At 45.8% G+C, this 23,961-nt stretch carries 20 protein-coding genes; 19 read left to right on the top strand and 1 reads right to left on the bottom strand.

The annotated features are described in order from the left end of the window. Positions 1-626 precede the first annotated feature (626 nt). The 18 genes from ACEW9I_RS06615 (at position 627) to ACEW9I_RS06530 (ending at position 20,573) form a co-directional block, all read left to right on the top strand. A complete protein-coding gene (locus tag ACEW9I_RS06615) occupies positions 627-3,416 on the top strand; it encodes a hypothetical protein (protein ID WP_373539560.1) in 2,790 nt (929 codons plus the stop codon). Between the two features lie 10 nt (positions 3,417-3,426). Beyond that, on the top strand, positions 3,427-4,422 hold the full coding sequence (locus ACEW9I_RS06610) for a hypothetical protein (protein ID WP_373539559.1): 996 nt from the start codon (positions 3,427-3,429) through the stop codon (positions 4,420-4,422). 93 nt (positions 4,423-4,515) lie between these two features. After that, positions 4,516-5,631: a hypothetical protein gene (locus ACEW9I_RS06605; protein ID WP_373539558.1), complete on the top strand. Its 1,116-nt coding sequence runs from the start codon at positions 4,516-4,518 to the stop codon at positions 5,629-5,631. A 278-nt stretch (positions 5,632-5,909) separates the two neighbouring features. Beyond that, positions 5,910-6,491: a hypothetical protein gene (locus ACEW9I_RS06600; protein WP_373539557.1), complete on the top strand. Its 582-nt coding sequence runs from the start codon at positions 5,910-5,912 to the stop codon at positions 6,489-6,491. 31 nt (positions 6,492-6,522) lie between these two features. Next, complete coding sequence (locus tag ACEW9I_RS06595) at positions 6,523-8,586, top strand: hypothetical protein (RefSeq protein ID WP_373539556.1); 2,064 nt, start codon at positions 6,523-6,525, stop codon at positions 8,584-8,586. Then, positions 8,573-9,112: a hypothetical protein gene (locus ACEW9I_RS06590; RefSeq protein WP_373539555.1), complete on the top strand. Its 540-nt coding sequence runs from the start codon at positions 8,573-8,575 to the stop codon at positions 9,110-9,112. Before ACEW9I_RS06595 ends, ACEW9I_RS06590 begins: the two co-directional genes overlap by 14 nt. After that, the gene (locus ACEW9I_RS06585) at positions 9,109-9,258 is read left to right on the top strand and encodes a hypothetical protein (RefSeq protein WP_373539554.1); all 150 of its coding nucleotides are present in this window, start codon (positions 9,109-9,111) and stop codon (positions 9,256-9,258) included. The genes ACEW9I_RS06590 and ACEW9I_RS06585 overlap by 4 nt, the downstream gene beginning before the upstream one ends. Before the next feature lie 208 nt (positions 9,259-9,466). Beyond that, positions 9,467-10,918, top strand: a complete 1,452-nt coding sequence (locus tag ACEW9I_RS06580; protein ID WP_373539553.1) for a hypothetical protein — start codon at positions 9,467-9,469, stop codon at positions 10,916-10,918. Then, the gene (locus tag ACEW9I_RS06575) at positions 10,902-11,387 is read left to right on the top strand and encodes a hypothetical protein (protein WP_373539552.1); all 486 of its coding nucleotides are present in this window, start codon (positions 10,902-10,904) and stop codon (positions 11,385-11,387) included. Before ACEW9I_RS06580 ends, ACEW9I_RS06575 begins: the two co-directional genes overlap by 17 nt. After that, a complete protein-coding gene (locus tag ACEW9I_RS06570; protein ID WP_373539551.1) occupies positions 11,365-13,380 on the top strand; it encodes a type IV secretory system conjugative DNA transfer family protein in 2,016 nt (671 codons plus the stop codon). Before ACEW9I_RS06575 ends, ACEW9I_RS06570 begins: the two co-directional genes overlap by 23 nt. 66 nt (positions 13,381-13,446) lie before the next feature. Next, the gene (locus tag ACEW9I_RS06565) at positions 13,447-14,253 is read left to right on the top strand and encodes a hypothetical protein (RefSeq protein ID WP_373539550.1); all 807 of its coding nucleotides are present in this window, start codon (positions 13,447-13,449) and stop codon (positions 14,251-14,253) included. Positions 14,254-14,266: 13 nt separating this feature from the next. Continuing rightward, positions 14,267-15,961 (top strand): hypothetical protein, encoded by a 1,695-nt coding sequence (locus ACEW9I_RS06560; protein WP_373539549.1) that lies wholly within the window; start codon positions 14,267-14,269, stop codon positions 15,959-15,961. Then, a complete protein-coding gene (locus ACEW9I_RS06555) occupies positions 15,961-17,409 on the top strand; it encodes an ATP-binding protein (protein ID WP_373539548.1) in 1,449 nt (482 codons plus the stop codon). Before ACEW9I_RS06560 ends, ACEW9I_RS06555 begins: the two co-directional genes overlap by 1 nt. Positions 17,410-17,436: 27 nt before the next feature. After that, positions 17,437-18,084: a hypothetical protein gene (locus ACEW9I_RS06550; protein ID WP_373539547.1), complete on the top strand. Its 648-nt coding sequence runs from the start codon at positions 17,437-17,439 to the stop codon at positions 18,082-18,084. 1 nt (position 18,085) lies between these two features. Then, positions 18,086-18,979, top strand: a complete 894-nt coding sequence (locus ACEW9I_RS06545) for a carbon monoxide dehydrogenase maturation protein (protein WP_373539546.1) — start codon at positions 18,086-18,088, stop codon at positions 18,977-18,979. After that, a complete protein-coding gene (locus ACEW9I_RS06540) occupies positions 18,976-19,587 on the top strand; it encodes a hypothetical protein (RefSeq protein WP_373539545.1) in 612 nt (203 codons plus the stop codon). Before ACEW9I_RS06545 ends, ACEW9I_RS06540 begins: the two co-directional genes overlap by 4 nt. Positions 19,588-19,785: 198 nt before the next feature. Then, positions 19,786-20,067, top strand: a complete 282-nt coding sequence (locus tag ACEW9I_RS06535) for a DUF1778 domain-containing protein (protein WP_373539544.1) — start codon at positions 19,786-19,788, stop codon at positions 20,065-20,067. Then, positions 20,058-20,573 (top strand): GNAT family N-acetyltransferase, encoded by a 516-nt coding sequence (locus tag ACEW9I_RS06530; protein WP_373539543.1) that lies wholly within the window; start codon positions 20,058-20,060, stop codon positions 20,571-20,573. The genes ACEW9I_RS06535 and ACEW9I_RS06530 overlap by 10 nt, the downstream gene beginning before the upstream one ends. Before the next feature lie 181 nt (positions 20,574-20,754). Here the strand turns inward: ACEW9I_RS06530 and ACEW9I_RS06525 are convergent, their stop codons facing one another. Then, positions 20,755-20,898 (bottom strand): hypothetical protein, encoded by a 144-nt coding sequence (locus ACEW9I_RS06525; protein WP_373539542.1) that lies wholly within the window; start codon positions 20,896-20,898, stop codon positions 20,755-20,757. A 25-nt stretch (positions 20,899-20,923) separates the two neighbouring features. Here ACEW9I_RS06525 and ACEW9I_RS06520 point away from each other — a divergent pair, with 25 nt between their 5' ends. Next, complete coding sequence (locus ACEW9I_RS06520; RefSeq protein WP_373539541.1) at positions 20,924-23,953, top strand: BPTD_3080 family restriction endonuclease; 3,030 nt, start codon at positions 20,924-20,926, stop codon at positions 23,951-23,953. Positions 23,954-23,961 lie beyond the last annotated feature (8 nt).

The raw sequence follows: 23,961 nt of genomic DNA, 5'->3' as shown, positions 1-23,961 counted from the left end.
GCTGATGGTCGGTGGTATTGTCATCTGGCAAGCTTATCTGGGATACCAGGAATACGATCGAGAAAACTTTTCTGGGATAGTTAAACCGATGTTAAATATCATCGTCCTGGTAATTCTCGTCATTGCGACAGATAGAATTATCAACTTTATATTTACTGGTGCTTAATTCAATTAAATATCTAAGAGCTGTAACGGTTTTACATAATTATATGGAAAGAAAAACGCGAATCGAAGTCAATAGAGCATTAAGACGCAGAGCGAAGATGATGGGCATTCCTCGCGATGTCGCAATAGTTTTGGCATTAATCGTTGTTTTCTGTCTATTTCTAGGCTACTTGAAGGTTCCTGGTAATATCGTTACAGCAATTTTCGTTACTTTATTTTTCACAGCCATACTTTCCCTAAAAGACGGAATGGCAGACGTACTAGCCAGAAACAGGGAACCAAAAAATTACACTAGAGGATGCCTGAATTATCGTTCGCCTAGCGTTCCCTTGGGGAAATCGCCACTCTCAGACTTAACTCCTCAGTTGATAGCTCGTTTAATTAAAAAAAAGTAACGACTATAAATTAATCTCAGTGTTAGGTTTTCGTCTGTTTTAAATCCTTTAATTTATTTATCGGTTATGAAAAATAAGGAAAGCAGTAAATCCCAAAAACCAAAGCGAGAACTCAGAAAAATAAAGCATGAAGGTTTGGGCAAAAAAAAGAAGCTGCTCTACCCGCTGGAAACCTCAACACATTTACAAAGTATCATCAACTATACCTTGCCAAATGGTACTCAAGTTGGTGCTTTATTAATGAACGCCAGTGATAAAGTAGACTTTCCAGAATATAAATTGCGATTTATTTGGGAATGCCCAGGCATTCATGATGATTTTGGCGAAGTGGCGGCTAGATCGATCGTTAACTCGATCGCATCTCTAGGGCACGAATTACCGATCGGCGAGAAGTTGCGGGTTGAATTTCAATCATTCTCAGATCGTACTAACCGCCTGAATGAATTAATCGCTCAATTTGAAACGGCATCGCCTCAATCTCAGCCCTTAATCGCTGAGGAAATGCTAATTTTACAAAATCTCGACACTAGCGGTCAACGTCGCCCCCACAAAGTATTTTTGATGGGCACTTTTACCCCGAACTTAGGAGCGCGAGAGCAAAAGCTTATCGAGAAAGTTATCAAATTTAGCACTCTTTGGTATCAAAGACTATCGGGTTCGATCGAGGAAGTTCGCCAACAAACGATCGATGCGATTCTCCTAAATGCTTACGATCAGGGCTTTTTTGAGTGGTCTAATTTATTTAGAGATAAACTTCAACTAAAAGCCACTCCCCTGTCTGGTGAGGAAGTTTGGCAGCATTGCTGGAAGGAACTAAATCGGTTTAACGATCGGGTAGAAGGACTCAAACCAGAACCAGCACCACAACTAATCGAATTCAATCTCCAAAAAGGCACGATTGGCGAAAACGTGCGGACGCAACTGCATCCAACTACCGTAATGATGCGCTATCCCTCTGCGGTACCATCTTCCAATCGCGACCACATCAAAGTCGATCGTCGATACGTCGGTAGTCTGCTGCTGAAACTCCAACCCAAAGTCTTTGAAGAAGCGGGTAATGAGTCGTATCAAGAAGTTCAACTGCATTATCTATCAAATTTAATGGCAGTTAGCTCGGCTTACGATTATCGAATCGTGCTAGAGCTATCGCGTCCCGAAGAGTTCGGCGTTCGCTACAACAACCAACAACTCATCCGCCAGAATCACTACCGCAAGAGAGAAACAGAGGAAAAAGGACAAGTTGACGTTTTGGCAGACGAGGAGCTGAAAGAAGCCCTTGAAACCGAGCGGATGTTAATCGGTGGCGATACGAGTGTCGAATTTTCGCTCTGTATGTTTGTTTACAGAGAAACTTTAGAGCAGATGCACTTTGCCGCCCGTGACTTTTGCTCGCATTTTCGATCGCCAGCAATTGTATTACTCGAAGTAGATACTGCTGATTCGCTGTGGGTATCGTCACTTCCATTTTATGCCAAGTCGATGCTGGTGGATGTCCGCGACAGGCGCGATCGCGAACGCCCCGAAATCGTGGCTGCCTATTTTCCATTGGTAACGACAGTTAACGCTCATAAATCTGGCATTGAATTTATTGCTAACAAAGGAGGTTCGCCCGTCTATTTCGATCCCTTCACCCACATGGGACACACCGCCATTTGGGGTAAAACGCGATCTGGTAAAACCTTACTCGCAGCGTTTAACATTCACAAAGCACTGAGTCAAGAAATTCCAGTCACGATCTTAGACCAACCGCCGACAAAAGAGGCGAGTTCGTTCAAGGCTTTTACCGAACACATGAACGGGGCGTATATCGATGTCTTTAACGACTCCATTAATTTCTTCGAGACTCCTCTCATCGCTGAAGATATCGATCCAGAGACTCGCGAGGACATGAAAAGGCAGAATGAAGAGTTCATTCTCCAAATTCTGACTTCAATGGTTTTGGGATGGAAGGGCGAACTAAAGGGCGTAAGTAGCAGTAAGGTAATTTCGATGCTGACAACCGCTCTGAAAAACTTCTTCAAAGACGAGCGGATCTTAATCCGGTACGAACGAGCTATCAACGGGGGGATTGGCTCTACAGCTTGGCAAGATTATCCCATCCTCTCAGACTTCAAGAGGTTTTGCACGATCGAGCGGATAAATCCCAAGGAGGCAACAGCCGATGACATTCAGACCCTCGGCACGATCCAATTGCAATTACAACGCTGGATCGATGGCTCTTATGGCAAAACGATCGATTCACCCAGTTCCGTCAAGCTCGATAGTCCGTTAATGACGATCGCTATGCGTGGGGTTAGTAACAACGATGATGCTGCTGTCTTCGGCACGATTATGTACGCAGCAGCGATGCGGCGAGCGATTGCTGCTGCAAGTGCCAAAGGTTCTCTGTTATTCATCGACGAAGCCTCGATTACCTTCGATCTCGCTCCGCTCTCACTCTGCGTCGGGCGGGTAGCAGCAAACGGACTCAAAGCCGGAATGCGCTTGATGATTGCCGCACAGGAGCCAAGTAGCGTCTTTAATAGCGCGGGTGGGAAGAAAATTAAGGACGCACTTTCATACCATCTCATCGGCAGAATTGGTGACAGTCTCTCTGAATATTGCAATCCCGACTTGCTCGGAGTCCCCGAAGCATTGGCATCGAATAATGCCAGAAAAGATTTTGAGCCTGATAAAGCCACTTGCTCAAGCCAGTGGCTGCTCAAAATAGACGATCTGTTTACTCCCGCGCGGATTTACCTCCCGCCCTCGTTGGTGGCTCTGACAGCCAACAATATCGACGAGCAGCAAGAGCGCAAAGCTCGCGCCGCAGCCACTAACGGTCGGATCGACGAACTAACCCTTATTACTCATTGAGAGGAAGATTATGAAAAAATATCCCTTATTACTGACGATCGCATTCATGTCCGGCTTTCTGATGAGCTTACTCCCACTCGGAGCTGAGGCAGCAACTCTTGGTGGAACAGCCAATCCACTTCCATCCTCGGTCGCTCCAGGCGATACACCCACGGCAAATCCCACCGACCCAACAGCAAATCCCACATTCAATCCCCAAGGTATTCAGTCGATCTTATCCAATCCTGGCAATCTTTCTAACGTCTTTAGTGGGATCGTTAGTGCCTTTCCAGGGCTAGATCCAAATATCGCCTCAGCTCTAACAACTGCGTCGAAATACGCACCGATCGCTCAAAGCGTACTAGCAGGTCAGCAACCTACCTTGGCACAAATCGGACAAGTTGCAACGGGGATGAATGGTGGTACTGGGATCGGGATTAATTTTGGTGCTTGGGGACTAGATTCCGCAGGTCAAATCCAACCATTAAATCCCGATGGCAGCGTCAAAACCGACGATCCCACAGGCAAAATGATTGCTTATCAGGCGAGTAACATCCTCAACGGAAAAGGACTCGACACCAAAGCCGTTATCGCTCAATTGGATTTAGCTAAATCTAAATCTGGAGCTAGTGTTGCCGAAGCTAATCGCCAAAACACCAACAAAGCAGTTTCCTCGATTATGAGTGCGACTGGCGATGCCAATAATTCAACATTGGCGACAGGTGCCGCTCAAGCCGATCTTAGTGCTAAAGCAGGAAGCAGTTTTAACCGGATGGGCGCGATGAACAATATGCTCTCCCAAAGTCTAATCATGGGTGCCACAGCTAACACCCTTGGGCTTGCCAGCCTATCCCAAGGAGAAAATCAAGCCAAGCACAACGCTCTGGTACAACAACGGAGTATTGCTGAGGACGAGCAAAAACGAGTTGAAGCAGACATGGATTCGCTGAGAGCGACTTATCTTGAAGCTAACAAAATCAAAGCTCGCGCTCGGTTGTGCGCTTCAAGTAATATTTGTTGGATCTAATTCATAGTGTTCGATTTTTGAGATATTTGCACGTAGCAAATGCAAATATCTTAAATCGATAGACAGTCTTTTATTACAGGGAGCAGAGCTATTTTGTTTGCCGATATTCTTCACACTACAATCCTAGCCTCAACCGATCCTGCTGTAATTGCGAGTGAGTACGAACAGGCACTATTTAAAATAATTAGCATTCTCATTACTGGTAATGCAGCATCTTTCACCGATACTTTCTGGATGGCAATAGTAGAACCATGCAAAGTTATTGCCGGAGTTGGGGTCTTGTTTTGGCTAGTGCCAATTATCCCCGATTTATCTTTCGACAACCTTAAAAATCATCTACTGAGGATTTTAACGCTCCTGCTCATCACATTTATGTTCGTAGGAAATGCTTATGGAGCGCGTGTATTTGCGATCGGTAACTATGCCCTGATTAGAGGTATCGATAGTTCGATCGCCACCAATACAAAATTGCTAGGTAGTGTCAATGCCGAACTTGCGGGGATCAAAACCGATAATGAAACTGTTAAGGCGATCAGTAATCAAATGCAAGTCTGCATCAAGTTACCCAAGACTATCGCCGATCCAGATCCCGCCAAGCCAGGAAATGTAATTCCAAATCCAGCATACGTCCAGTGTACTAAAGATGTAAAGACGATGGTTGTCGCAGCTAAACTATCGGTAGCGAATCCCGAACTTGTCACAGAATTAGCCGATACAGAAGCCAAAATGAATAGTCTCGTCGATTCGTATGACTATAACAGCGTCTGGAATCAATTTGTTAAATTTGCAAATGATCCAGATAAATGGTTGCGCGATTGGTTGGTTGGGGCAATCTTAGATGGCTGGTCTGTGATGATTGGTGAAATAGCTGATGAAGGTTTCATCCTGTCAATTTTGGCTTTGCCGATTCCACTTGCATTCTCTTTTATGAATACCAAACCACTTGAAATTTGGTTTGCTTCATTGTGGGGATTAGGTATTTTCAAGTTCTCATTAACTATCTTGGGTGCAATGATGGGTTTTATCAATGCAAATACATCAGGAAGCCAGCCAGCCTATAGCTTGCAACTTGGCTATGCGATCGGCGCACCGATAATTGCTGGAGTAATTGCCAAGGGTGGAGGCGCGGGTATCTACGCGCTAATGGCTCAACTTACAACCGATCTCATCGGACTTGTAGCACCATCCAAGATGATTCCTAAAAAATAATTATAGTTTCTGCCGTCGGATTGTCACTCTATTGTAAAACAATGAAAGTCAGACAAATATCAAATTTTACTCCACAAAAAGATGAATCTTCATCGGTGCTAGTTCTCCACGATTCGAGAGATGATACGCAAGAGGAATATATTGTAGATAACTCGGAAACAATCCGCTCAAAAAATATTATTACTGGGTGGAAGATTGCCACAATCGGCTTACTCTTTGTCAATATTTTTTTCGGAGTAGCTATTGTCGGCATGTTATTTGCGGCCATCTCGCGATCGATGCCAACTTTCATTACTCGTGGTAATGGAGAGACAGAAACACTTGAATTTTTTACAGGAATCGATCGATCGCCAACGCTGATTAAGTTCTTCGCTCAAAAAACCATGAGCGGTATTTACACTTGGCGAAACACGTTACCAGAAAAAGGGAATATTCCCGATCCTGGTATATCTGTCGAAGGCGGAAGAAAAATTCCAACTACTGCATATCGCTATACTCTCGCCTTAGAACCAGAATTTGCGAATAGTTATCGCAAACAATTGGGAGAACTCCAATCGATCGTGCGAGGAAGTGGTAATAGTTCGGTGCAAACTGCATACATTATCGAGCAAGTTAGCGAACCAGAATCTTTAGGCTCTGGGAAATGGAAGGTCAAAGTTGCTGGCACTCAACTAATTGTCAATAGTAGCAACGAGCAGCCGACAAAATTAAACATTAACGTCGAGATGACCGTTAGGGCTATACCACCACCACTATTATCGGAAGTCACTCGCAAATATGAAGATATCGGAATTGCGAAAGCCGCTCAAATCGCTCGTGCTGAGGGGCTAGAAGTTATCTCAATTACAAATATTAAATAAGATTAATCTCACAAAATCCAGGAATATTTATATGTCAAACCAAAAGTTAGTACTTGAAGAAGTATCTCAAAGAATGGGAATCGAGCTGCCGAAAGTTGGCGATTTATCCCAAGAATCGCAACCTAAACCTGCTAGTGCGGCAGATCTAGAAGAAGACTCGCAGCCGCCAGAAAAAAATCCAAAACTTCAGATTTTATTAATAGGATTGGCACTATTCAGTACTCTAGGTGTTGGAACCATGCTCTTGCTATGGGGTCTGGGCAGTGCCACAAATCAGCAAGTCACTAAAAAACCGGATTCTCTAGATAGTAGCGAACAAGCTGTTAAATCTACTCTCGAACAGCAAAAAGAAGTTGCCGATTTGAAAACTAAGCTGGTGATGGAACAGCAAAAAGCCGATGCAGCACGAGTTGCTGGAGAGCGAGCGAAGGCTTCATCCCCAAGTCCAACCCCAACCCCCAGCTCTCCTCCATCGGCAACTCCTCCGGCTGCGACCACAGCAACTAAACCGATCGACAAAATGCAGTCTTCAGACCGAGATAAGGTTCTATTAGCTTCTCTGCAACAACAGAAACAGCAGGAATTAACTCAACTAGCATCCCTACGCCAGTCGCGACAACAGGAAACAACTCAACTAGCATCACTGCGACAGTCTCGCCAACGGGAGAATTCAGAACTACTCGAAGCTCGCAATGGAGTAGTCAAAGAGCAACAAAGACTTGCATCGCTTCGCAGTCAAAGCAACGCTAATTCCACGCGGACTGTTATCCCGCAACCCGCACGAGTCACCCAACCAAAATCTGCGATTCTCCACCGGAGAGGCTTCGCCAACGCTTCAACCCAGCCGATTGCCCAACCAAAACCTGCAATCGCTTCCACCCAGCCAATCGCCCAACAACCAAGACTAGATTGGGAACAAGCATCAGCCCTAGCTAATTATGGTGGTATTCCTAACGATACAACTCCGACCAAGCCCACCGATCGACTACTCACTCTTGCTGGAGGCAACGCAATGTCACCCATTCTGCGCTTACCAGTCGGTCAGGTAGTTTCTGGCAAGCTGGTAACACCGTTTTACACATCGATCGGCAATGGGGAAGGGATATCTCAAAGTTCCAAAGCTTTAGCAACAGTGACGATCGACAAAGCGATCGAGGTCGGTAGTGGCTGGCATCTACCCGTCGGCACCGCGATCGAATTTGAGTTGCAGATTGCCGATAACGGAATGATTCAGGCAGTATCGAAAAAAGTTACTTATGGCAATACTCAGATCGATATTCCCGCTGGAGCCTTTGCCATTACTGGCAACGACAACCAGCCTCTATTCGCTCAAATCAAAGAAGTTAATGGTTCGCAACTTGCGGCAGCGGATACCCGCGCTGCAATCTTCGGTGGCGCGGCTGAAATTGGTAATGTCCTAATTAACAGCGGCAATAGCAGTTCTGTGAGCGTCGGAGTTGGCACGACGATTGCCACCCAAAATAACGGCAGTCCCAATATTTTAGGTGCTGTATTTAAGGGTGCTTTTAGTCCGCAAGCTCAAGCTGAAGTCAGTCGTGCTAACAGTCTCGCTAGCAAATTACAGAAAATGAGCAAAGTCGGCTACTTGCTGCCTGGTACGCCAATGCGTGTATATGTCGCTCAGGCTGCGACATTCCAAATCCCAATCGATAACAACAACACGCCTCAAACTTCGAGTTCGACCCAAAATTATCCACCCACCCCAGCACCAAAAGTCGCTCGTTTGGACGCTTCAGCTACTTCATTAATTGTAGAAACACCACCAAATCCGATGTCTACTCAATCTGTCATTAATTCCAGCGGATTGGATGTCATTCCGCCCAATCCTTTCTATTCTGCTCCGACTCAGCCAGCAACCCCTCAGCCTCCAGCCCTCACCAACCTTAATTACACCACCGCTCCAGTTCAACCTCCAAGCACTAGTCCCGATTTTACGACTACTCCAACTCAACCCCCAGGAACTCCAAGTCAGGCAGTAATTTCACAACCCCCAATTCTCAACCCCAATTATCCGTCCGCGCCAGCTCAACCCATGACAGTACAGACTACCCAAGGTGATTATGTTATTAAATAAAATTCCACTTTTAGTACTACTTTCATTTCTACTTTCTAGTCTTCCGGCTAGGGCTGGTACGGTGTCGCTACAAAGAGAAAGTGTAATTGCCAATGTATCGGAAAACACCGGACAGCTACTCGATTGGTCGGCAACCGATCGCCGAATCGAGCGGATATTTTTTGACAATCCCGAACGTTTCCGCGATTCATTTGTAATTACTACAGATGGTTGCACTAACAATAAATGTGTCAATGCTTCTCTACTAAATATTAGTGCCCGTTCTGGCGGTCGTTACCCTGAAGGTTCCCTGAAAGTCATCCTTAACGATCGGTCGGGCAGAAAGCGCGTTCTGACAGTGAATGTGGTCAAAGTCAAACAGGTTGACGATAGCGTGATGACGTTTTCTCCGGTCGCGATACTCAGCCGACCAAACTATCGATCCTCCGTTGGAGGGGCTGCGCCAATGACAGAATTTTATAACGGCAATCGAGTTTTCTATCCCATCTCCGAGCGTAAAAGTAGTAATAAATTCTCATCCAAATGAACCGAAGAAATTGGCAAGAGATCCAACTCTTCACTCTGAGAGCGATCGTAATAATTACCTTCTTAGGTGCCTTGTTTGGAGTTATGACTGGGCTGTACGGGGGGCTGCGTTACTTCAAACCTAATTATCAACAACAAGTTAAATAAATGCTAAGTCGTACTTTTAGACAACATCGCTCGGAATCTTTCGGGCAATGGTTTTACAAAAATCGTAAAACCATTTTCAAAGCCACGATGAGAGTAGCGGTTTATTCAACTATTTTGATGGCTGCTTACAACGTTATTACTGGCAGTTGGAGTGTTTACCTGTTTTTAGAAAACAATATTTTCCCTGTTTTTCAGGAGGTAATATAACATGATTTATCGCAATGTCTTTCTATCTGTTTTATTTAGTATCGGTTATCTATCGCTGCCAGTTCGCGCCGACACAACAGTACCTCAACTTAGCCAAGAACAACTAGGCACAGTTAAAAAGGCTCTGTCTACAGCTACATTTGCGAATAGTCCGCCGACGACTACAGCCGCGACTTATGTTGCCGATCCCCGCATACCGCAAATTCCTAGCTTTTCGTATGCTGAGGGTACGCCGTTGCCTAAAGCCGTTCCTGGTGCGATGGCATCGATGATGGGGGCGAGTAAGTATTCGCCACAATCGGCAACTACCGATGCAGGTGGCGATCCCAATGCCTTTGCCAACACAAAATTAACGTCCTTACCCTTTTTTGGCAAATTGCCCTTTGCCTCAGTTGTTGCGGCAAATCCCCAGCTCGCTGAGTTAAAGGTTGGTGATGTTTTTCCAAGTTGGGGTGCAGCCGATCCATCCAAATCGGTCGCGGATGTAGCTAATAGCCCTCTGGGGAAAACTCCATTACCCCCTGAAGTTCTAGCCTCTACCCCAACATCAAACCTTCTTGGCGTTACCGATACTCCATACGGCGACTATCCTGGTATCGGCAAACCACCGCTCGATCCCACCAATCCAGGTGAGACGGTCTATGTTGCCGATATGCCTGGTGTTTCTAAATTATCCTGGGATAAATTCGTGAAAATTGGTGCTATTCCTTCAGGATTAACGCTATTAAAATTCGATCTCCTTCACTCTGGGCAAAAAGAATTGAGCGTTGCTAATAGCGATAAAGTTGCCGCAGGAAGTAATAAAGAGCCGAATGCTCCCTGTAAAAATTGCGATGCAGTCGAACTGCTAAGTGCCGTAGCCGCCAATAGCAATTTAAACCCTTACAACGGGACGATCTCGCCGATTGGATTGCGGCTAAAAGGTGGCGAAGGATTGCTCGGAGATTTGTTTACTGCTGCTGGGGTTCGAGAGGATTCAGGGTTTGAAGTCCCATATATCGGTTTTGGAGACTGCGGCTCGAAATGGTCTGCTAGATCGCCTAATGTCCAAGCTGGGACGTTTCAACAAACACTTAGTTTTCGCTATTGTTATACCCTACCATTTCTCGGATTCCAAGCCACCCCCTATTTTCTCGCTCTGCCGCTACCACTCCCAGCTAATGAGAAGCAAGCTAATCTGCTACTGCCAATGAAGGTTAAGCCCGTTGCAAATAAATTGTTTCCATCGCCAACAATTCCATCAGTTCCATCAATTCCTTCGACTCCCTCAATAGCTTCAGTTTCACCATCACCAAGGATTTCGCCCACCATTCCATCCGCTGTTGGAATTGACAAAGTAGCCCTATTTGGAAGTGCTACTAAGAACTCCTATAGTCCGACTTTGAACGTATATTCTGACGGGGGAGCATCAGCAAAACTACCTGCGATCGATATTCATGAAAAGTTCGGTTAGAGTCAGATCGACATTTATACTAGCGTCTCTGCTGGCCATAAGTGGGTCTTTTATCGCAATTCGCACAGCAAATTGGATCGGCGATAAAATTCATGCCCCCAAGGGTGTTTATTCGATCGCAACGGATATTTCTTCTACCCAAGAGATAGAGAGAGTTATCGATCGCAGTGTTTACACTTCTAAAAGCTTTGTTGCCTCACAAATAGCTAAGAAGATTCTCGCAGCGCAGATCGAAAGCGGCGGAACCACGTTCACGATTTATCGGTTTAATTTTCCGCAAACTTGTGGGAAAGCGGGTTGCCTGCATGTGGTGGTAGACGAGCGCGATCGATATGCCAATTCTTTGCAGTTAATCGACCTACCAGACAAATCGTTCCCATTTTCATCTGTTAATAAGAAAGGCTGCTTTAATGTCCGACAACCATTGAACGACTCGATCGATGATTATGAAATCTGCAAGCCAAGTTAGTTTCATTCCCCCGCCACTGCCCAAGGAGACGAAGTTAGACCCCTCAACATTGGCTATTTTTGGTCTGGGATTGCTATTTATTATCCTCAGTATAATTCAGAGCAGAAACGGGAAAAAAGGCAAAACTGCTACCGCAAGGTGGGCGACCCCAGGCGAGATCCAACGGTGCCGCAAGCTGGCGAAAAGCGCAATCCGCAAACGGAAGTTCGATAATGCTGCTTACTATATTACCGAACCGATTGGTGCCCCAGTAAGCCCCCCAGATCGGGTTTTGGGGCGAAAGTCTGGTACGAATATCATGTTTCCAGAAATCAATCGCGGGCTATTTACTTGCGGAGGTACTGGTTGTGGCAAGACTGACAATATCATCAATCCTTGCCTACATTCGGCAATCGCTCAAGGAATGTCGATCGCGCTATTCGATGGCAAAGGTCGTGGCGGTCAATCTGAGACGTTAATTCCGCTGGCTCTCAGACATGGTTACGAAGTCAGGGTGCTAGCTCCAGGCGATAGAATTTCCAACACTTTCAATACTTTTGATTCGATTAAAGACGAGCGAGATGTTGCTGGGGCGCGGGAGCGAGTAGCAGTACTAATCGACAATACCAGCGAAAAAGACGCGAAGAAGGACTCATTCTTCGATCCTGCGGGAGCTTCGGTTTTATCTGGTGCCTTTTTACTGGCTAAATGGGTCGCCAAAATTGAAGGAGATCCGCTGCTTGCCAATATCTTAATGGTGAACCAGATCCTCAAATTATCAAACCTATCCAAGCGATTGATAGCTGGTCGCGACACCATCGATCCCTGGATCTACTCTGAATTTGGAATCTTAACTGCAACTGGTAAAAAAGACGGCCAAAATAGTCCTGAAGGCAGTATTTTAGCCACAGCCATTAAAATGCTAGCTCCACTGGTGATACCGAATTATCTCTCGACATTTTGCGGTAAAACCACCTTTCCAGGCTTCGATCCTCTAGATCCGCTCAAGGTTGATGGCAAGCAGATGGTCGTCTTTATGCTCGATCCCGACAATGTAGCTAGCACAGTGCCATTGATTGCAATGGCAATTCACCAAGTCGTCTCTTACAACCTCAGAGCTGGAAGGGAAGAACCAATGGTAATCAGTTTTGATGAATTCCATTTACTGAATTTACCCATCGTTCTAAAATGGTTGGCTGTCGATCGTTACAACGGATCTTCGATTATTATCGGGACACAATATCTCAGTCAATTAGATGCAATCTACGGTAAAGATCGAGCTAGAGGCTTTTTAACTAATTGCAATACTAAAGCATGGTTTAACCCAGGCGACCCCGATACCGAACGCGCTCTCTCTCAAGCCTTTGGCGAGGAAGAACTGGAGTTAAAATCGAATTCAAAGTCTTATAACTTTGGTAAAAATAGCGGTAACAGTCGGTCGGAGAACGAGCAGTTACATAAAAAGCCACTGATCGAAGCTCACGTTATCGGTCAATTTCCAAAAGGTAAATGTATCATTCAATCTCCAGGGACGGGAGACAAAGATAACGTCAGCGTCCCTTTTGTCCATCAGTTTAGTTACGATCCAAAGCAGAGCAAAGCTTTTAAAGACAGATCGCTCGAAGATTATAACTCTATTAGAGAATTCATAATTAACGAACGCAATTGTTCTTCGCAGGTCGATTTTAGGCAAGAATTGCTACGGTACACGCAAATTTTAGAGCGGCTATTGCCATTAAGTAACGAAGCATTAACAGAAGATTCGATATCTAACCTCGATCCATTACATGTTGTTGGTAGCGATCTCATCAATTGTTTTCAAGCTTCTGGTTTCGATATAACTGAGTATGAAATTAAAGAGGAGAAAAAATACCTTATCCCCGCAGATTTAATGCTCAAAGACGAACTCAAAACACTAACTTATGCCGATCTCGGTAGACTCTTAGATTACAACAAAGCGTCGCACGAGAAACCGCCGCCGCCCATCCCCGCCGCTACGGGCGCGAATTTCTAGATACTATTTTTAGCTGTTGGCGGGGATTAGGCTTACGGCTGTCTGATTTTTACTTACCTTAAATTTATGCTAACTGCTGCATCAACTTACGATCGAATTTACGTTAGAACCGACAAGCAATGTCTATTTGCCCTCGATTGTGGCAGTACTTTTTATATCGATCGCGATCCGCTATTGTCACAAACATATATCTCGATCCATTTGAACGATCGACCTATCTATTTTCATGATTTAGTTGCCAGTCGCACTTTAATAGAATGTCCGATCGGTATGGCTATTTACAATAGTCACATCAAACAACTTGAGGATACGAACGAACTAAGTGAGTTTAACGAGCGATGTGAGGTATTTTTTGGCTGGCTGTGCGATGGCGACGGACAAGAGATCGTACATGATGGCAAGTATGACGGACAACCTTTGTATGTAAAGGGACAATACGCGATCGATATTGTCGAACGAGCTGGATATTCTTACTTTTATGACTACCCTCTAGCTGAATATTTATGTCTGCCGTTCGATCCAGAGAAGCTATATTTTATCCCACCACATTTTGTCAAAGATGAACTTGTCGATTTGTCACCGTCAGTAGTTCAGGCTATTGTCGATTGGAATAGTAGTGTAGATATTGGCAATATATTTATCGAACCAGATCCGATAACTGGTGCCGATCGTCTTTGTGTTTTTGGTAGCGATATCGAGCAGTCTTTAGATGCAGCAGGTTTTAGTATCGATTTCGATATTGAAGGCAATAAAAAATATTATATTCCCACGAATTTAATGCTCGACGGACGATCGAGAGCATTTAAAACTGATGATATTTGCGCTCTGGTTGCATATAACAAGACAAATACTCCCCATCAAGCTCCTTTCTAAATCACGAAAATAGATGCAGGAAATTTATAGTCAGTCAGAACGATTATCTCAGCAGCTCAACCAGGTAGGAGCTAGCGCACTCGCTAATATGATGGCAGCATTAGTTCGATTATCTAATCGGGAGAAGAACAAAGCTAAATCGCTACAAGTAACTCGCGAAAACCCTTCTGTCGGATCGGTTACAGTATCTCGTACAAATTCACCCGAAGCAACTATGGATTCTGGATTTAAAGTTACCCGAAAAGATTCTAATAATCCCGATCTCAGCCCTAAGCAACAGGCAGAACAATCGATCGAGCGGTTAAATAGCCTCCTGCCAGATCGAAAATACTTGCAGCGCGATCTAGATGTAAATGGAACTAAATATAATTTCGAGAAATATCGAGGCGGTGCGATAAGTATTCAATCCCAAGATTCTAAACTGTACGCCAAACAGGAAAAGATTAGATTTGCAGGAGATGAATCGAGATTAATTAAAGATCTCCCAGATATCGTGGCGCGGATGGAGCGCGAATTGGATTTAGAACGACCAAAGCAGATAAATAATCGCACTGAGGTTTTATACGGTTACGACTCAAATAATAATTTCATTGAAAAGACTCTCTCCCAAAAAGATGCTCAAGCTATCCTAAATTTGATGGAGGGTAAAGAGGGCACGACTATTGCAGGAGGAGAGAGTCTACTAATTGAATATGACGGGAAAAAGCTCTTTGAAACCGACGAGCGAGGGGTGGTAACTTACAGTGCTTACGACCGCGATCCTGAACTCCTCAGCAGTATTAAACTCAAGGACGAGAAGGGACTGACTGACCTCACAAATTATGCTAAACGCATGGCGGCAAGTCCAGATGTTGAGGCTAAAGTTTCCAGAACCGATCCCAAACCTGAATTAGTACCACAGCCACCTCGGTCGGCTACTACAGTCTCACCCCAATCCTCGAACGGCTTGCCGTCTGCGTCAGCAATCGCCAAAACCCTCGATCGTGCCGAGCCGACAACAGAAGTAGATTCCAGTCAGATAGCCAGTGTTACTTACGATCGAGTGTTAAAGTCGGAATTTGCGAAAGTCAAACCAAAAAGCTCCAAAAGCATCGCTATTGAGGGGACAACATTCAAACTCAACCGTCAAACGACTAAAGGAACCCGCTCTATCTCTGTTACCCCAAGTGAAGGTGGCAAACCCATTCGGGTTGGCGAACTCGATAAAGACGGTAACTTTATGCCAGATCCCAAACTTAACGATCCGAATGTGACTAAAGCACTCGATCGAGTCCTAGCGGCACGAGGAATCGATTCTCAATTAGTTAAAGAAGCCCAACAACTTGAAGTAGCAGCTCGATCGCAAGATCCTCAATACCTCCCACTCACCCAGGAAAACGCGCCCAACCCCATGCCGAATATTGGCAACTCCCCTGAATTAGCTGCCCCTGCTGGTAACGCTCCAGGTGTTAGTACACCCAAGCCCAAGTCGAAGACCAAAGTTAACACACCTGAATTAGCTGCTACTGCGGGTAACGCTCTAAGTGTTAACAAGTCCAACTCCACTCCGAATATCGGTAACGATTCGCCTGAATTAGCTTCTGACCCTGCTAACTCTCTAGGCGTTAGCGTTCCGACTCGTGGCGAGAAAGAAGCCGTGCGAGTGCCGACTAGTAGCGGCACTCCCGAACGCTCGCGCCCAGAACCCGAAGTATCCCAAAGCCGATAATGTCACAAGATCTTACCCAACTAATGACCCAGCACCGGATCGTCTTGGTGCGCTGCAATCCACTCGATCGCGAATGGATTGTCAGCACTCACTTGAGCGACTGCCAGCGGTGGCGATTGAATGTGGCAGTCGGTAATGATGCGATCGCGTCCCCATTTGGGCTGCTACTCGATGCCATCCGTAACGTGAGCGAGGGCAACTTCATCTTCGATAATTACTTAACCTTCGTCGCTACGCTCGCGTCGTGGGAGCGGCAACTCATCTACGAGCAGTTCGCCGATCTTTACTCCCTGTGCCAGGATCGGTATCGGCTGGTGCTATTACAAACAGACGATACAGAGTTGCCGATCGAATTGGCACGATTTATCTATGAATATACTTGGAAACTGCCGACTGCTGCGGAAATTACTGAGTTATTTGGTGAATACAACTTTGAGCCAACCGATCGCAATCTCCGACTAGCATCGGGGCTATCTTACCAAGATCTCAAGCTCGCACTGCAACAATCGATCGACCATCCAGAACCAGAACTATATTTAGAAACATATCGCAACGCTCGTCTATCGCTGATGGGGGTTAAGTACGATCCGCCTCCAGCATACAAAGAAATTGCTGGATTGGATGAATTGGTTCTGGCGATCGATAAGCTGAAATTTAGATTCAGTCAACAGGCGATCGATCTTGGGCTGCCCTACCCAAAGGGTTGGCTCTTAGTTGGCATCCCAGGGACGGGTAAGACTTACTCAGCTAGATCGATTGCTTCCGCCTTGGGCTTCCCGATGTTATCTCTAGAGATCGACAAAATTAAGGTTGGCGGACTCACAGCAATGGCAAGAGTACTAGAAATCGCTCGTGTTTGCGCTCCCTGTATATTTTACATGGATGAAATCGAGAAACTATTCACCAGGGATGATAAACCCCTCCTATCTCTACTATTGACTTGGCTTCAAGATAAAACCTTTCCAGTTTTTGTCATCGGTACTCTCAATCGGATTGAAGACTTGCCCATTGAAGCTACTCGTGCTGGCAGATTTGATGCTGTATGGGAGGTCGATTCTCCCGATGCCGAATCTCGACTGAATTTATTCTTACTGTTTCTGAAGCGATTCGACCCTAGATTCAAAGACGATCTAGTTTTTGATAAATATGAATGGCAAGGCATTCTCGATGAGACGATTGAGTTCGTCGGTGCAGAAATCGAACAAATTGTCATCGATACAATTGCCAGAATTAAAGAGTCTAATCCTAGTGATGAGGTCACAGCAAGAGATTTACTCGAAGAAGCAATGCAGTTTAGTTGCATGTTCGAGCGTAACTCCAAACAAATTGTCACGATCAGAAACTCAATCCGCGAATTAGCCAAGCCTTCTCATTCAAAAAAACAAAGTATTCTAGCACCTCGGAATTTCGATCCTTACCGACCTGCAAAAGTAACATCATCAAATTAAAAAACGATCTAATATATTAATAATAAAATGGTTACAGTTAAAAATAAAAATGGTGGCGATTCTAGCAAATCTCCATTTACTAGTTATCTCGATGCGATCGATCGAAAAGAAGCATTAGCTAATATCGACAAGCTCGTTAATAGTCGCGAATTATCTACCGATGATGAGATCTATCACATCACAGGGACGATTGCCCAAATCGAGAAAATTAGCGAGTATCTACATGTGGTTACTTCGGCAGTGCCTCAAGCAATTCAGGTGTTACTTGAGGAGGAACGGCAACAACGTCAGCTCGAATCTTCAGAAATTGATGTTCGGCAAGAACAACTATTTGCAAAACTCGATCGAGATCGCGAAACTTATCGAGACTTAACCAAACAAGCAATCGATCGTAGCGGCAGGAATATTAACACTAGACTCCTGAGTTTATGTTGGAGTCTGGGTGGATTCTCGCTCGGCATGGTAGCTACGTCATTGCTGGCATATTTTGTAGTCTTTCCTCAACAATTAAGATTAGCCAGAGGTTCTGATGGTGCGATGCTGGAATGGTTGAGTACAACTGACGGCAAGATTCTTCGTCGTGCGTTTGTGTCTGGCAATAGATCGGTAGAAGAGTGTATCCGCAAAGGGCTGAAAAAGACTGGTAAAACTGTTTGTATGCTGGAGATTAAGTAATATGGGGAGTACCCAAAAAGAAGAGCATTCCGATCGATTAACGGATGAAAATTCAAATATCCCGATGCTACATCTTTGCAATGGATTTTTAGGAGGAGTAGGCAAATCTACTTTGGCACGTCTATTCTGCGAAAGATTTATTAAGCTCGATCGATCGTTTACCTTAGTTGATGCCGATCCTAATTATAATGTGGCTCGTGCTTACGATCGAGAAACCGTGGCTCTTTGGCAGCACAAGGATGTTAAGTCTTCCGTCAGCTCTATTGGCAGTCGATTCGGTCGATCGTTAGCAGATAAAGTGGACACTGACCCTAAAGTAGAGTCAAACCTGTTGAGCGAACAAATTATCTTCTCTAAGGATGTTAAGTTTAGCTATTTAGGCGATCGCTTATTAGATATTATCTACAGTGTCAAGCGGGATCTGATTGTTTCACTTCCTGCAAACGATGGCATCGATCTTTGGCTCGACAGTAATAATATCAATGGACTGATGGAGAACGGATCGCCACCATTCAAAGTTGTAAACTGGTGGTGTAGCTTTGGGAGCGGCACATCGCAGCAGATGTTCGTCGATTTTGTTACCAAATATCCCAATCTGTATCATGTTTGCGTATTTAATTTAGGCATAACTAGCGCAGTTCCTAACTGGGATAGATTCGATCCGCTGCCAACACTAGACAAACTCTCTCAAGATGGAAAAGTTAAGATTGCAAATATCCTCCCTTGGCTCGCAGATCCGGCAATTCTTGAAGCAGTAGATCTCGGTACTCCGTTATATGAAATTGTCAAAAATGGATATCACCAAAAACAACTCAATCCGATCGTGAAACTGAAAATAGATAAATGGTTGGAGGCTAATTGGCAATCGTTTAGGAATACGGGGTATTTGCCTTGATTAATTATGTTTCATCGGGGGGAGAGTTAGTCGTTCGCGAAGCGTCGGCTCTGCCGAATCGCGCTCTGCAAACTTTGTTGACGTGTTATGGAGCCTCTTATCAACGGCACATGTTTCCCTCGCTCCCAGATTGGCAACTAGACGAGCTGTTGTGCGACGATCGAGTTCACGCGATCGTGTCTGAGTGCGATCCTCTACAATTTAGTCTCTATCTCGATCGTCTTCCTCTCCAGATCGATACTCGCGCTCACTGGTGGCAGATTTTACCACCATATCATCGGGAGTTACAAAAGATTGTTTCTTTAGTAGCAGGATTTACTACTAAATATCGGCACTTAAAATATAGTTTTTTACTGAGTCAAGCTTATGAAGCAGATGTATGGAAGACGATTTTTACTAGGGTCGATTCTTTGACGCTAAAAACGATTGGACAAAAAAATATCCTATTTAGCCTACCCAATATCGATCTTCAAAAACTCAATTATACGGATCGTAATCGACAGATACGCAGTTGTCTGATTTATCCCCGTTCCGATCGATATACAAATGCTAAAGTTGCCGATCTTTTATTAGCACTCAGTCAACTTCACCCTTGTTTTCATTATTAAGCTTCGTTATTTCGTTCGCGTAGCGTCGGCTCTGCTTGGTGGAACGCACGCTGAGGGAGCCTCAGCGCGATTCCATCCGCTGTCGAATCGCTTTTATGCTCGTGAGGGCATAGTTGTAAGCTTGCACACCGATCGTGCTTGTGTCGCCAACGTACACACGTTATGGTAAAATAAGATTAAATTGCCAAGGTATTGAGTATGTCTTCTAACTTACGGGCAGAAAGGCTAGATATTCGCCTTTCCCCAACTGCGAAGAGGTTGTTGCAGGCTGCGGCACAATCTCGTCATAAAACCCTCAGTGAGTTCGTACTGGATACAGCTCTGACAGAGGCAGAAAGTACCCTAGCCGAACGGCGGCAATTTAGCCTCAACGATGAAGAATGGGATGCTTTCCAGGCAGCTCTTGATGCTCCGCCGAGCACTCATCCTCGTCTTTTACAACTGCTAAATACGCCCAGTGTGTTCGATCGATGTCCATAGCCACAGACGATTCTCAGCCAAGGATTGAAAAACTTACATCTGGGCAACCGATCGCCGAATTTGATTGTGGAGTAGAGGCACTAAATCAGTTTTTGCACCGATACGCATCCCAAAATCAAAAGAAAGATAGTGCCCAAACTTGGCTGGCATTAATTGGCGAACGGGTGGTTGGTTATTACACCCTCACGGTGGGAGAAGTTACGCATTCTGAGTCACCGGAAGGGTTGAGTAAAGGGTTGGCACGTTACCCGATCCCAGTGATGATTTTGGCGCGGTTGGCTGTAGATAATCGTTTTCAAGGGCAGAAGCTCGGACAGGGTTTATTGTTGGATGCTTTGCGACGAACCGTAAATGCCGCTGACATTGCTGGAATTAGGGCGATTCTCGTTCATGCTAAAGATGAGACTGCGGGCAAGTTTTATGGTCATTTTGGGTTCGAGCCATTTCCAGCATCGCCACTGACTATGTATAAGTTGCTCAAAGATATCAGATCGATGATGGGTTGATGCGATCGGCATCGCTATTATGCCTTGATAAAGAGGAAAAGTGCGATGTGGAACTGGAATTTTTGCTCGATCGTTACACACTTATCAGACAACAGCGACATTGTGTTTTTCCGAGCTTTTGGTGAAAGTGGACGATTCGCCAGAGGCGAGGCTGCGCCAACGATCTGCGGGATAAGATCGGCTACAGAGTCAGAATAAAACGTTTGGTGAGTAACTCTAGTCCGGCACGCCCATACATCTGTCGCTTGATAATCGATCGAACATCACCAAATGATGCGGATTTCCCTGGGTTGGACAGGTACTCAACTGTTATGATGAGGGGCATTGAATATCGAACAGCAATAGATCTCATGTCCGATCGATTCTTCGAGCGACCGATTCTCAACTCGCCCTATGAATATCCAGCGCAACATTGGGAATTAGATGCGGACGGGCTACCTACTAACCAGATTCTCTCTACTCGGCGGCGTGCGGAATTTATCACGCCGATTCCCAAACCGAAAAAACGGCGACAGGGGGACATTCAGAAGGAACTGATCTTGTTTGGTGCCGATGGCTTGTCTACAGCAGCACAACAGTACGATCCAACGTCGATTATTAATAGTATTCGCGATCAGGTGGCGGCTTGGCGACAGTTGCCAAATCCAGATTCGTGGAGAGTTACGCCGGAAACAGCTAGATTGTTGCAACACTGGCGACATCATTCGTTTCAAGCGATTCGGCCGTTCTTTTGCCAGGTGGAAGCTGTAGAGACGGCGATTTGGTTGGCGGAAGTCGCACCGAATCTTGGCAAAGTGGGGAAGAGATTCCTCGACCATATCGATAATGCGAATGAGGCGGCGAATCCCGACTTACTGCGTGTAGCTCTGAAACTGGCAACAGGAGCAGGGAAAACCACCGTGATGGCCATGCTCATCGCTTGGCAAACGGTCAATGCGGTGCGTCATCCTCAGAGTAAACGGTTTACCCGTGGATTTTTGATCGTGACCCCAGGGATTACGATTCGCGACAGGTTGCGGGTACTCCAACCGAATGACCCCGATAGCTACTATGCCAGTCGTGAATTGGTGCCTAACGATATGTTGGGCGATATCGATCGCGCCAAGATTAAGATCGTCAACTATCATGCCTTCAAGCTGCGCGAGCGGCTAGAGATTTCTAAAGTCGGACGGTTGCTGCTGCAAGGGCGGGGGGAGGAGTTGCAAACCCTGGAAACCGAGGGGCAAATGCTCCAACGGGTGATGCCGGAGTTGATGGGGATGAAGAATGTGATGGTAATTAATGATGAGGCGCACCATTGCTATCGGGAGAAGCCGCAGCATGAAGAGCTGGTGGACTTGAAGGGCGAGGAAAAGGAGGAAGCCAAGAAAAATAACGAAGCGGCGCGGTTGTGGATCTCTGGGTTGGAGATCGTCAAGCGGAAACTCGGTGTGGAGACGGTATACGACCTATCGGCAACGCCATTTTTCTTGCGGGGTTCGGGCTATGTCGAAGGAACGCTGTTTCCTTGGACGGTGTGTGATTTCTCGTTGATAGATGCGATCGAGTGTGGCATTGTCAAATTACCGCGCGTCCCTGTCGCGGATAATGTCCCTGGGGGCGAGATGCCTAAGTTCCGTAACTTATGGGAACACATTGGGACGAAAATGCCGAAAAAGGGGCGGGGTAAATCCGGTCAAATGCTCGATCCTTTGAGTTTACCAGCGGAACTGCAAACGGCACTAGAAGCTCTCTACGGTCACTATGAGAAAACTTACGAGCTGTGGGAAGGTGTGGGGATTCGGGTGCCGCCAGTGTTTATCGTGGTGTGTAACAATACTTCTACTTCTAAGCTAGTGTACGACTTTATTTCGGGGTTCGATCGCGTGCAGGAGGATGGCAGTATTACGCCCCATGCGGGCAGACTGAAGCTATTTCGCAACTATGACGAACACGGTAATCGCTTGGCGCGTCCGCGTACTTTGTTAATCGATAGCGAACAGTTAGAGTCGGGTGAGGCGTTGGATGGCAGTTTTCGGGAGCTGGCGGCAGACGAGATCGAACGGTTTCGGCGCGATTTAGTCCAACGCAGCGGCGATAATGCAGCGGGACAAGCGATCGCCGACCAGGATTTGCTGCGCGAGGTGATGAATACGGTCGGGAAAGAAGGCAAGCTGGGTGAGTCGATCCGGTGTGTGGTATCGGTTTCGATGCTGACCGAAGGCTGGGACGTAAACTCGGTGACGCATATTTTAGGGGTGCGGGCATTTGGCACGCAGTTACTGTGCGAACAGGTGATCGGGCGAGCGTTGCGGCGATATTCCTACGATTTGAATGAGGAAGGGCTTTTTGATGTCGAGTATGCCGATGTCCTGGGGATTCCGTTTGACTTTACTTCCAAACCTGTCGTCGCACCGCCCAAGCCGCCCAGGGAGACGGTACAAGTTAAAGCAATTAAACCCGATCGCGATGCCTTGGAAATTACGTTTCCGCGCGTCGAGGGGTATCGAGTAGAACTGCCGGAAGATAAGCTGGCGGCTGTTTTTACTAAAGATTCGGTATTGGAGCTAACCCCGGAGCTAGTCGGGCCATCGGTGACGCAAAATCAGGGGATTTTGGGCGAAAGTGTCGAATTGAATATGCTGCACATGAATGATATTCGTCAATCGACGATTATGTTCGATCTGACTAAGCATCTTTTGTACAATTACTACCGCGATCCCAATGAAGAGCCGAAACTATATTTGTTTGGACAACTGAAGCGAATCGTCCGCCAGTGGCTAGATGGTGGGTATCTACGTTGTACTGGTGGTACCTCACCAGCGCAGTTACAGTATCAAGAGATCAAAGAGATGGCGTGCGATCGAATTAAGACCGCAATTACCGAAGCGAACGTCGGCGAACGTCCGATTAAAGCCATCTTGGATGCTTATAACCCCACTGGTTCGACGGTAAATGTCAGTTTTACCACCTCGAAGGAAACCCGCTGGCAAACCGATCCTCGTCGCTGTCAGATTAACTGGGTAGTCTGCGATAGCGATTGGGAAGCGGAATTTTGTCGGGTGGCGGAGGCACATCCCCGCGTGCGGGCGTATGTGAAAAATCATAACTTGGGGTTGGAAGTGCCCTATTTATCTGGCTCGATTCAACGGAAATATCTGCCAGATTTTATCGTCAAAATCGATGATGGCAAATCGGATTTGCTCAATTTAATTGTCGAAATTAAAGGCTATCGGGGCGAAGATGCCAAGGATAAAGCCAGTACGATGAAGACTTATTGGATTCCAGGGGTAAATAATTTGGGTAGCATGGGAAGGTGGGCGTTTGTGGAGTTTACCAGGGTATTTGAAATCGAGGCTGAATTTAAAGATACGATCGAACGTTCGATCCAAGCTATTTAATGGAGCGC

The sequence above is a fragment of the Chamaesiphon sp. genome, assembly GCF_041738855.1.
Classification (GTDB): domain Bacteria; phylum Cyanobacteriota; class Cyanobacteriia; order Cyanobacteriales; family Chamaesiphonaceae; genus Chamaesiphon.
The sequence above is the reverse complement of the archived record's forward strand: the minus strand, read 5'-3'. Positions and strand labels throughout refer to the sequence as shown.

Excerpts from the sequence above, each read along its gene's own strand:
- ACEW9I_RS06610 (WP_373539559.1), top strand. The coding sequence starts at position 3,427 with ATGAAAAAATATCCCTTATTACTGACGATCGCATTCATGTCCGGCTTT.
- ACEW9I_RS06520 (WP_373539541.1), top strand. The coding sequence starts at position 20,924 with ATGTCCGATCGATTCTTCGAGCGACCGATTCTCAACTCGCCCTATGAA.
- ACEW9I_RS06570 (WP_373539551.1), top strand. The coding sequence starts at position 11,365 with ATGAAATCTGCAAGCCAAGTTAGTTTCATTCCCCCGCCACTGCCCAAG.
- ACEW9I_RS06560 (WP_373539549.1), top strand. The coding sequence starts at position 14,267 with ATGCAGGAAATTTATAGTCAGTCAGAACGATTATCTCAGCAGCTCAAC.
- ACEW9I_RS06565 (WP_373539550.1), top strand. The coding sequence starts at position 13,447 with ATGCTAACTGCTGCATCAACTTACGATCGAATTTACGTTAGAACCGAC.
- ACEW9I_RS06580 (WP_373539553.1), top strand. The coding sequence starts at position 9,467 with ATGATTTATCGCAATGTCTTTCTATCTGTTTTATTTAGTATCGGTTAT.
- ACEW9I_RS06535 (WP_373539544.1), top strand. The coding sequence starts at position 19,786 with ATGTCTTCTAACTTACGGGCAGAAAGGCTAGATATTCGCCTTTCCCCA.
- ACEW9I_RS06555 (WP_373539548.1), top strand. The coding sequence starts at position 15,961 with ATGTCACAAGATCTTACCCAACTAATGACCCAGCACCGGATCGTCTTG.
- ACEW9I_RS06585 (WP_373539554.1), top strand. The coding sequence starts at position 9,109 with ATGAACCGAAGAAATTGGCAAGAGATCCAACTCTTCACTCTGAGAGCG.
- ACEW9I_RS06530 (WP_373539543.1), top strand. The coding sequence starts at position 20,058 with ATGTCCATAGCCACAGACGATTCTCAGCCAAGGATTGAAAAACTTACA.
- ACEW9I_RS06615 (WP_373539560.1), top strand. The coding sequence starts at position 627 with ATGAAAAATAAGGAAAGCAGTAAATCCCAAAAACCAAAGCGAGAACTC.
- ACEW9I_RS06545 (WP_373539546.1), top strand. The coding sequence starts at position 18,086 with ATGGGGAGTACCCAAAAAGAAGAGCATTCCGATCGATTAACGGATGAA.
- ACEW9I_RS06600 (WP_373539557.1), top strand. The coding sequence starts at position 5,910 with ATGCCAACTTTCATTACTCGTGGTAATGGAGAGACAGAAACACTTGAA.
- ACEW9I_RS06525 (WP_373539542.1), bottom strand. The coding sequence starts at position 20,898 with ATGCCCCTCATCATAACAGTTGAGTACCTGTCCAACCCAGGGAAATCC.
- ACEW9I_RS06595 (WP_373539556.1), top strand. The coding sequence starts at position 6,523 with ATGTCAAACCAAAAGTTAGTACTTGAAGAAGTATCTCAAAGAATGGGA.
- ACEW9I_RS06550 (WP_373539547.1), top strand. The coding sequence starts at position 17,437 with ATGGTTACAGTTAAAAATAAAAATGGTGGCGATTCTAGCAAATCTCCA.
- ACEW9I_RS06575 (WP_373539552.1), top strand. The coding sequence starts at position 10,902 with ATGAAAAGTTCGGTTAGAGTCAGATCGACATTTATACTAGCGTCTCTG.
- ACEW9I_RS06590 (WP_373539555.1), top strand. The coding sequence starts at position 8,573 with ATGTTATTAAATAAAATTCCACTTTTAGTACTACTTTCATTTCTACTT.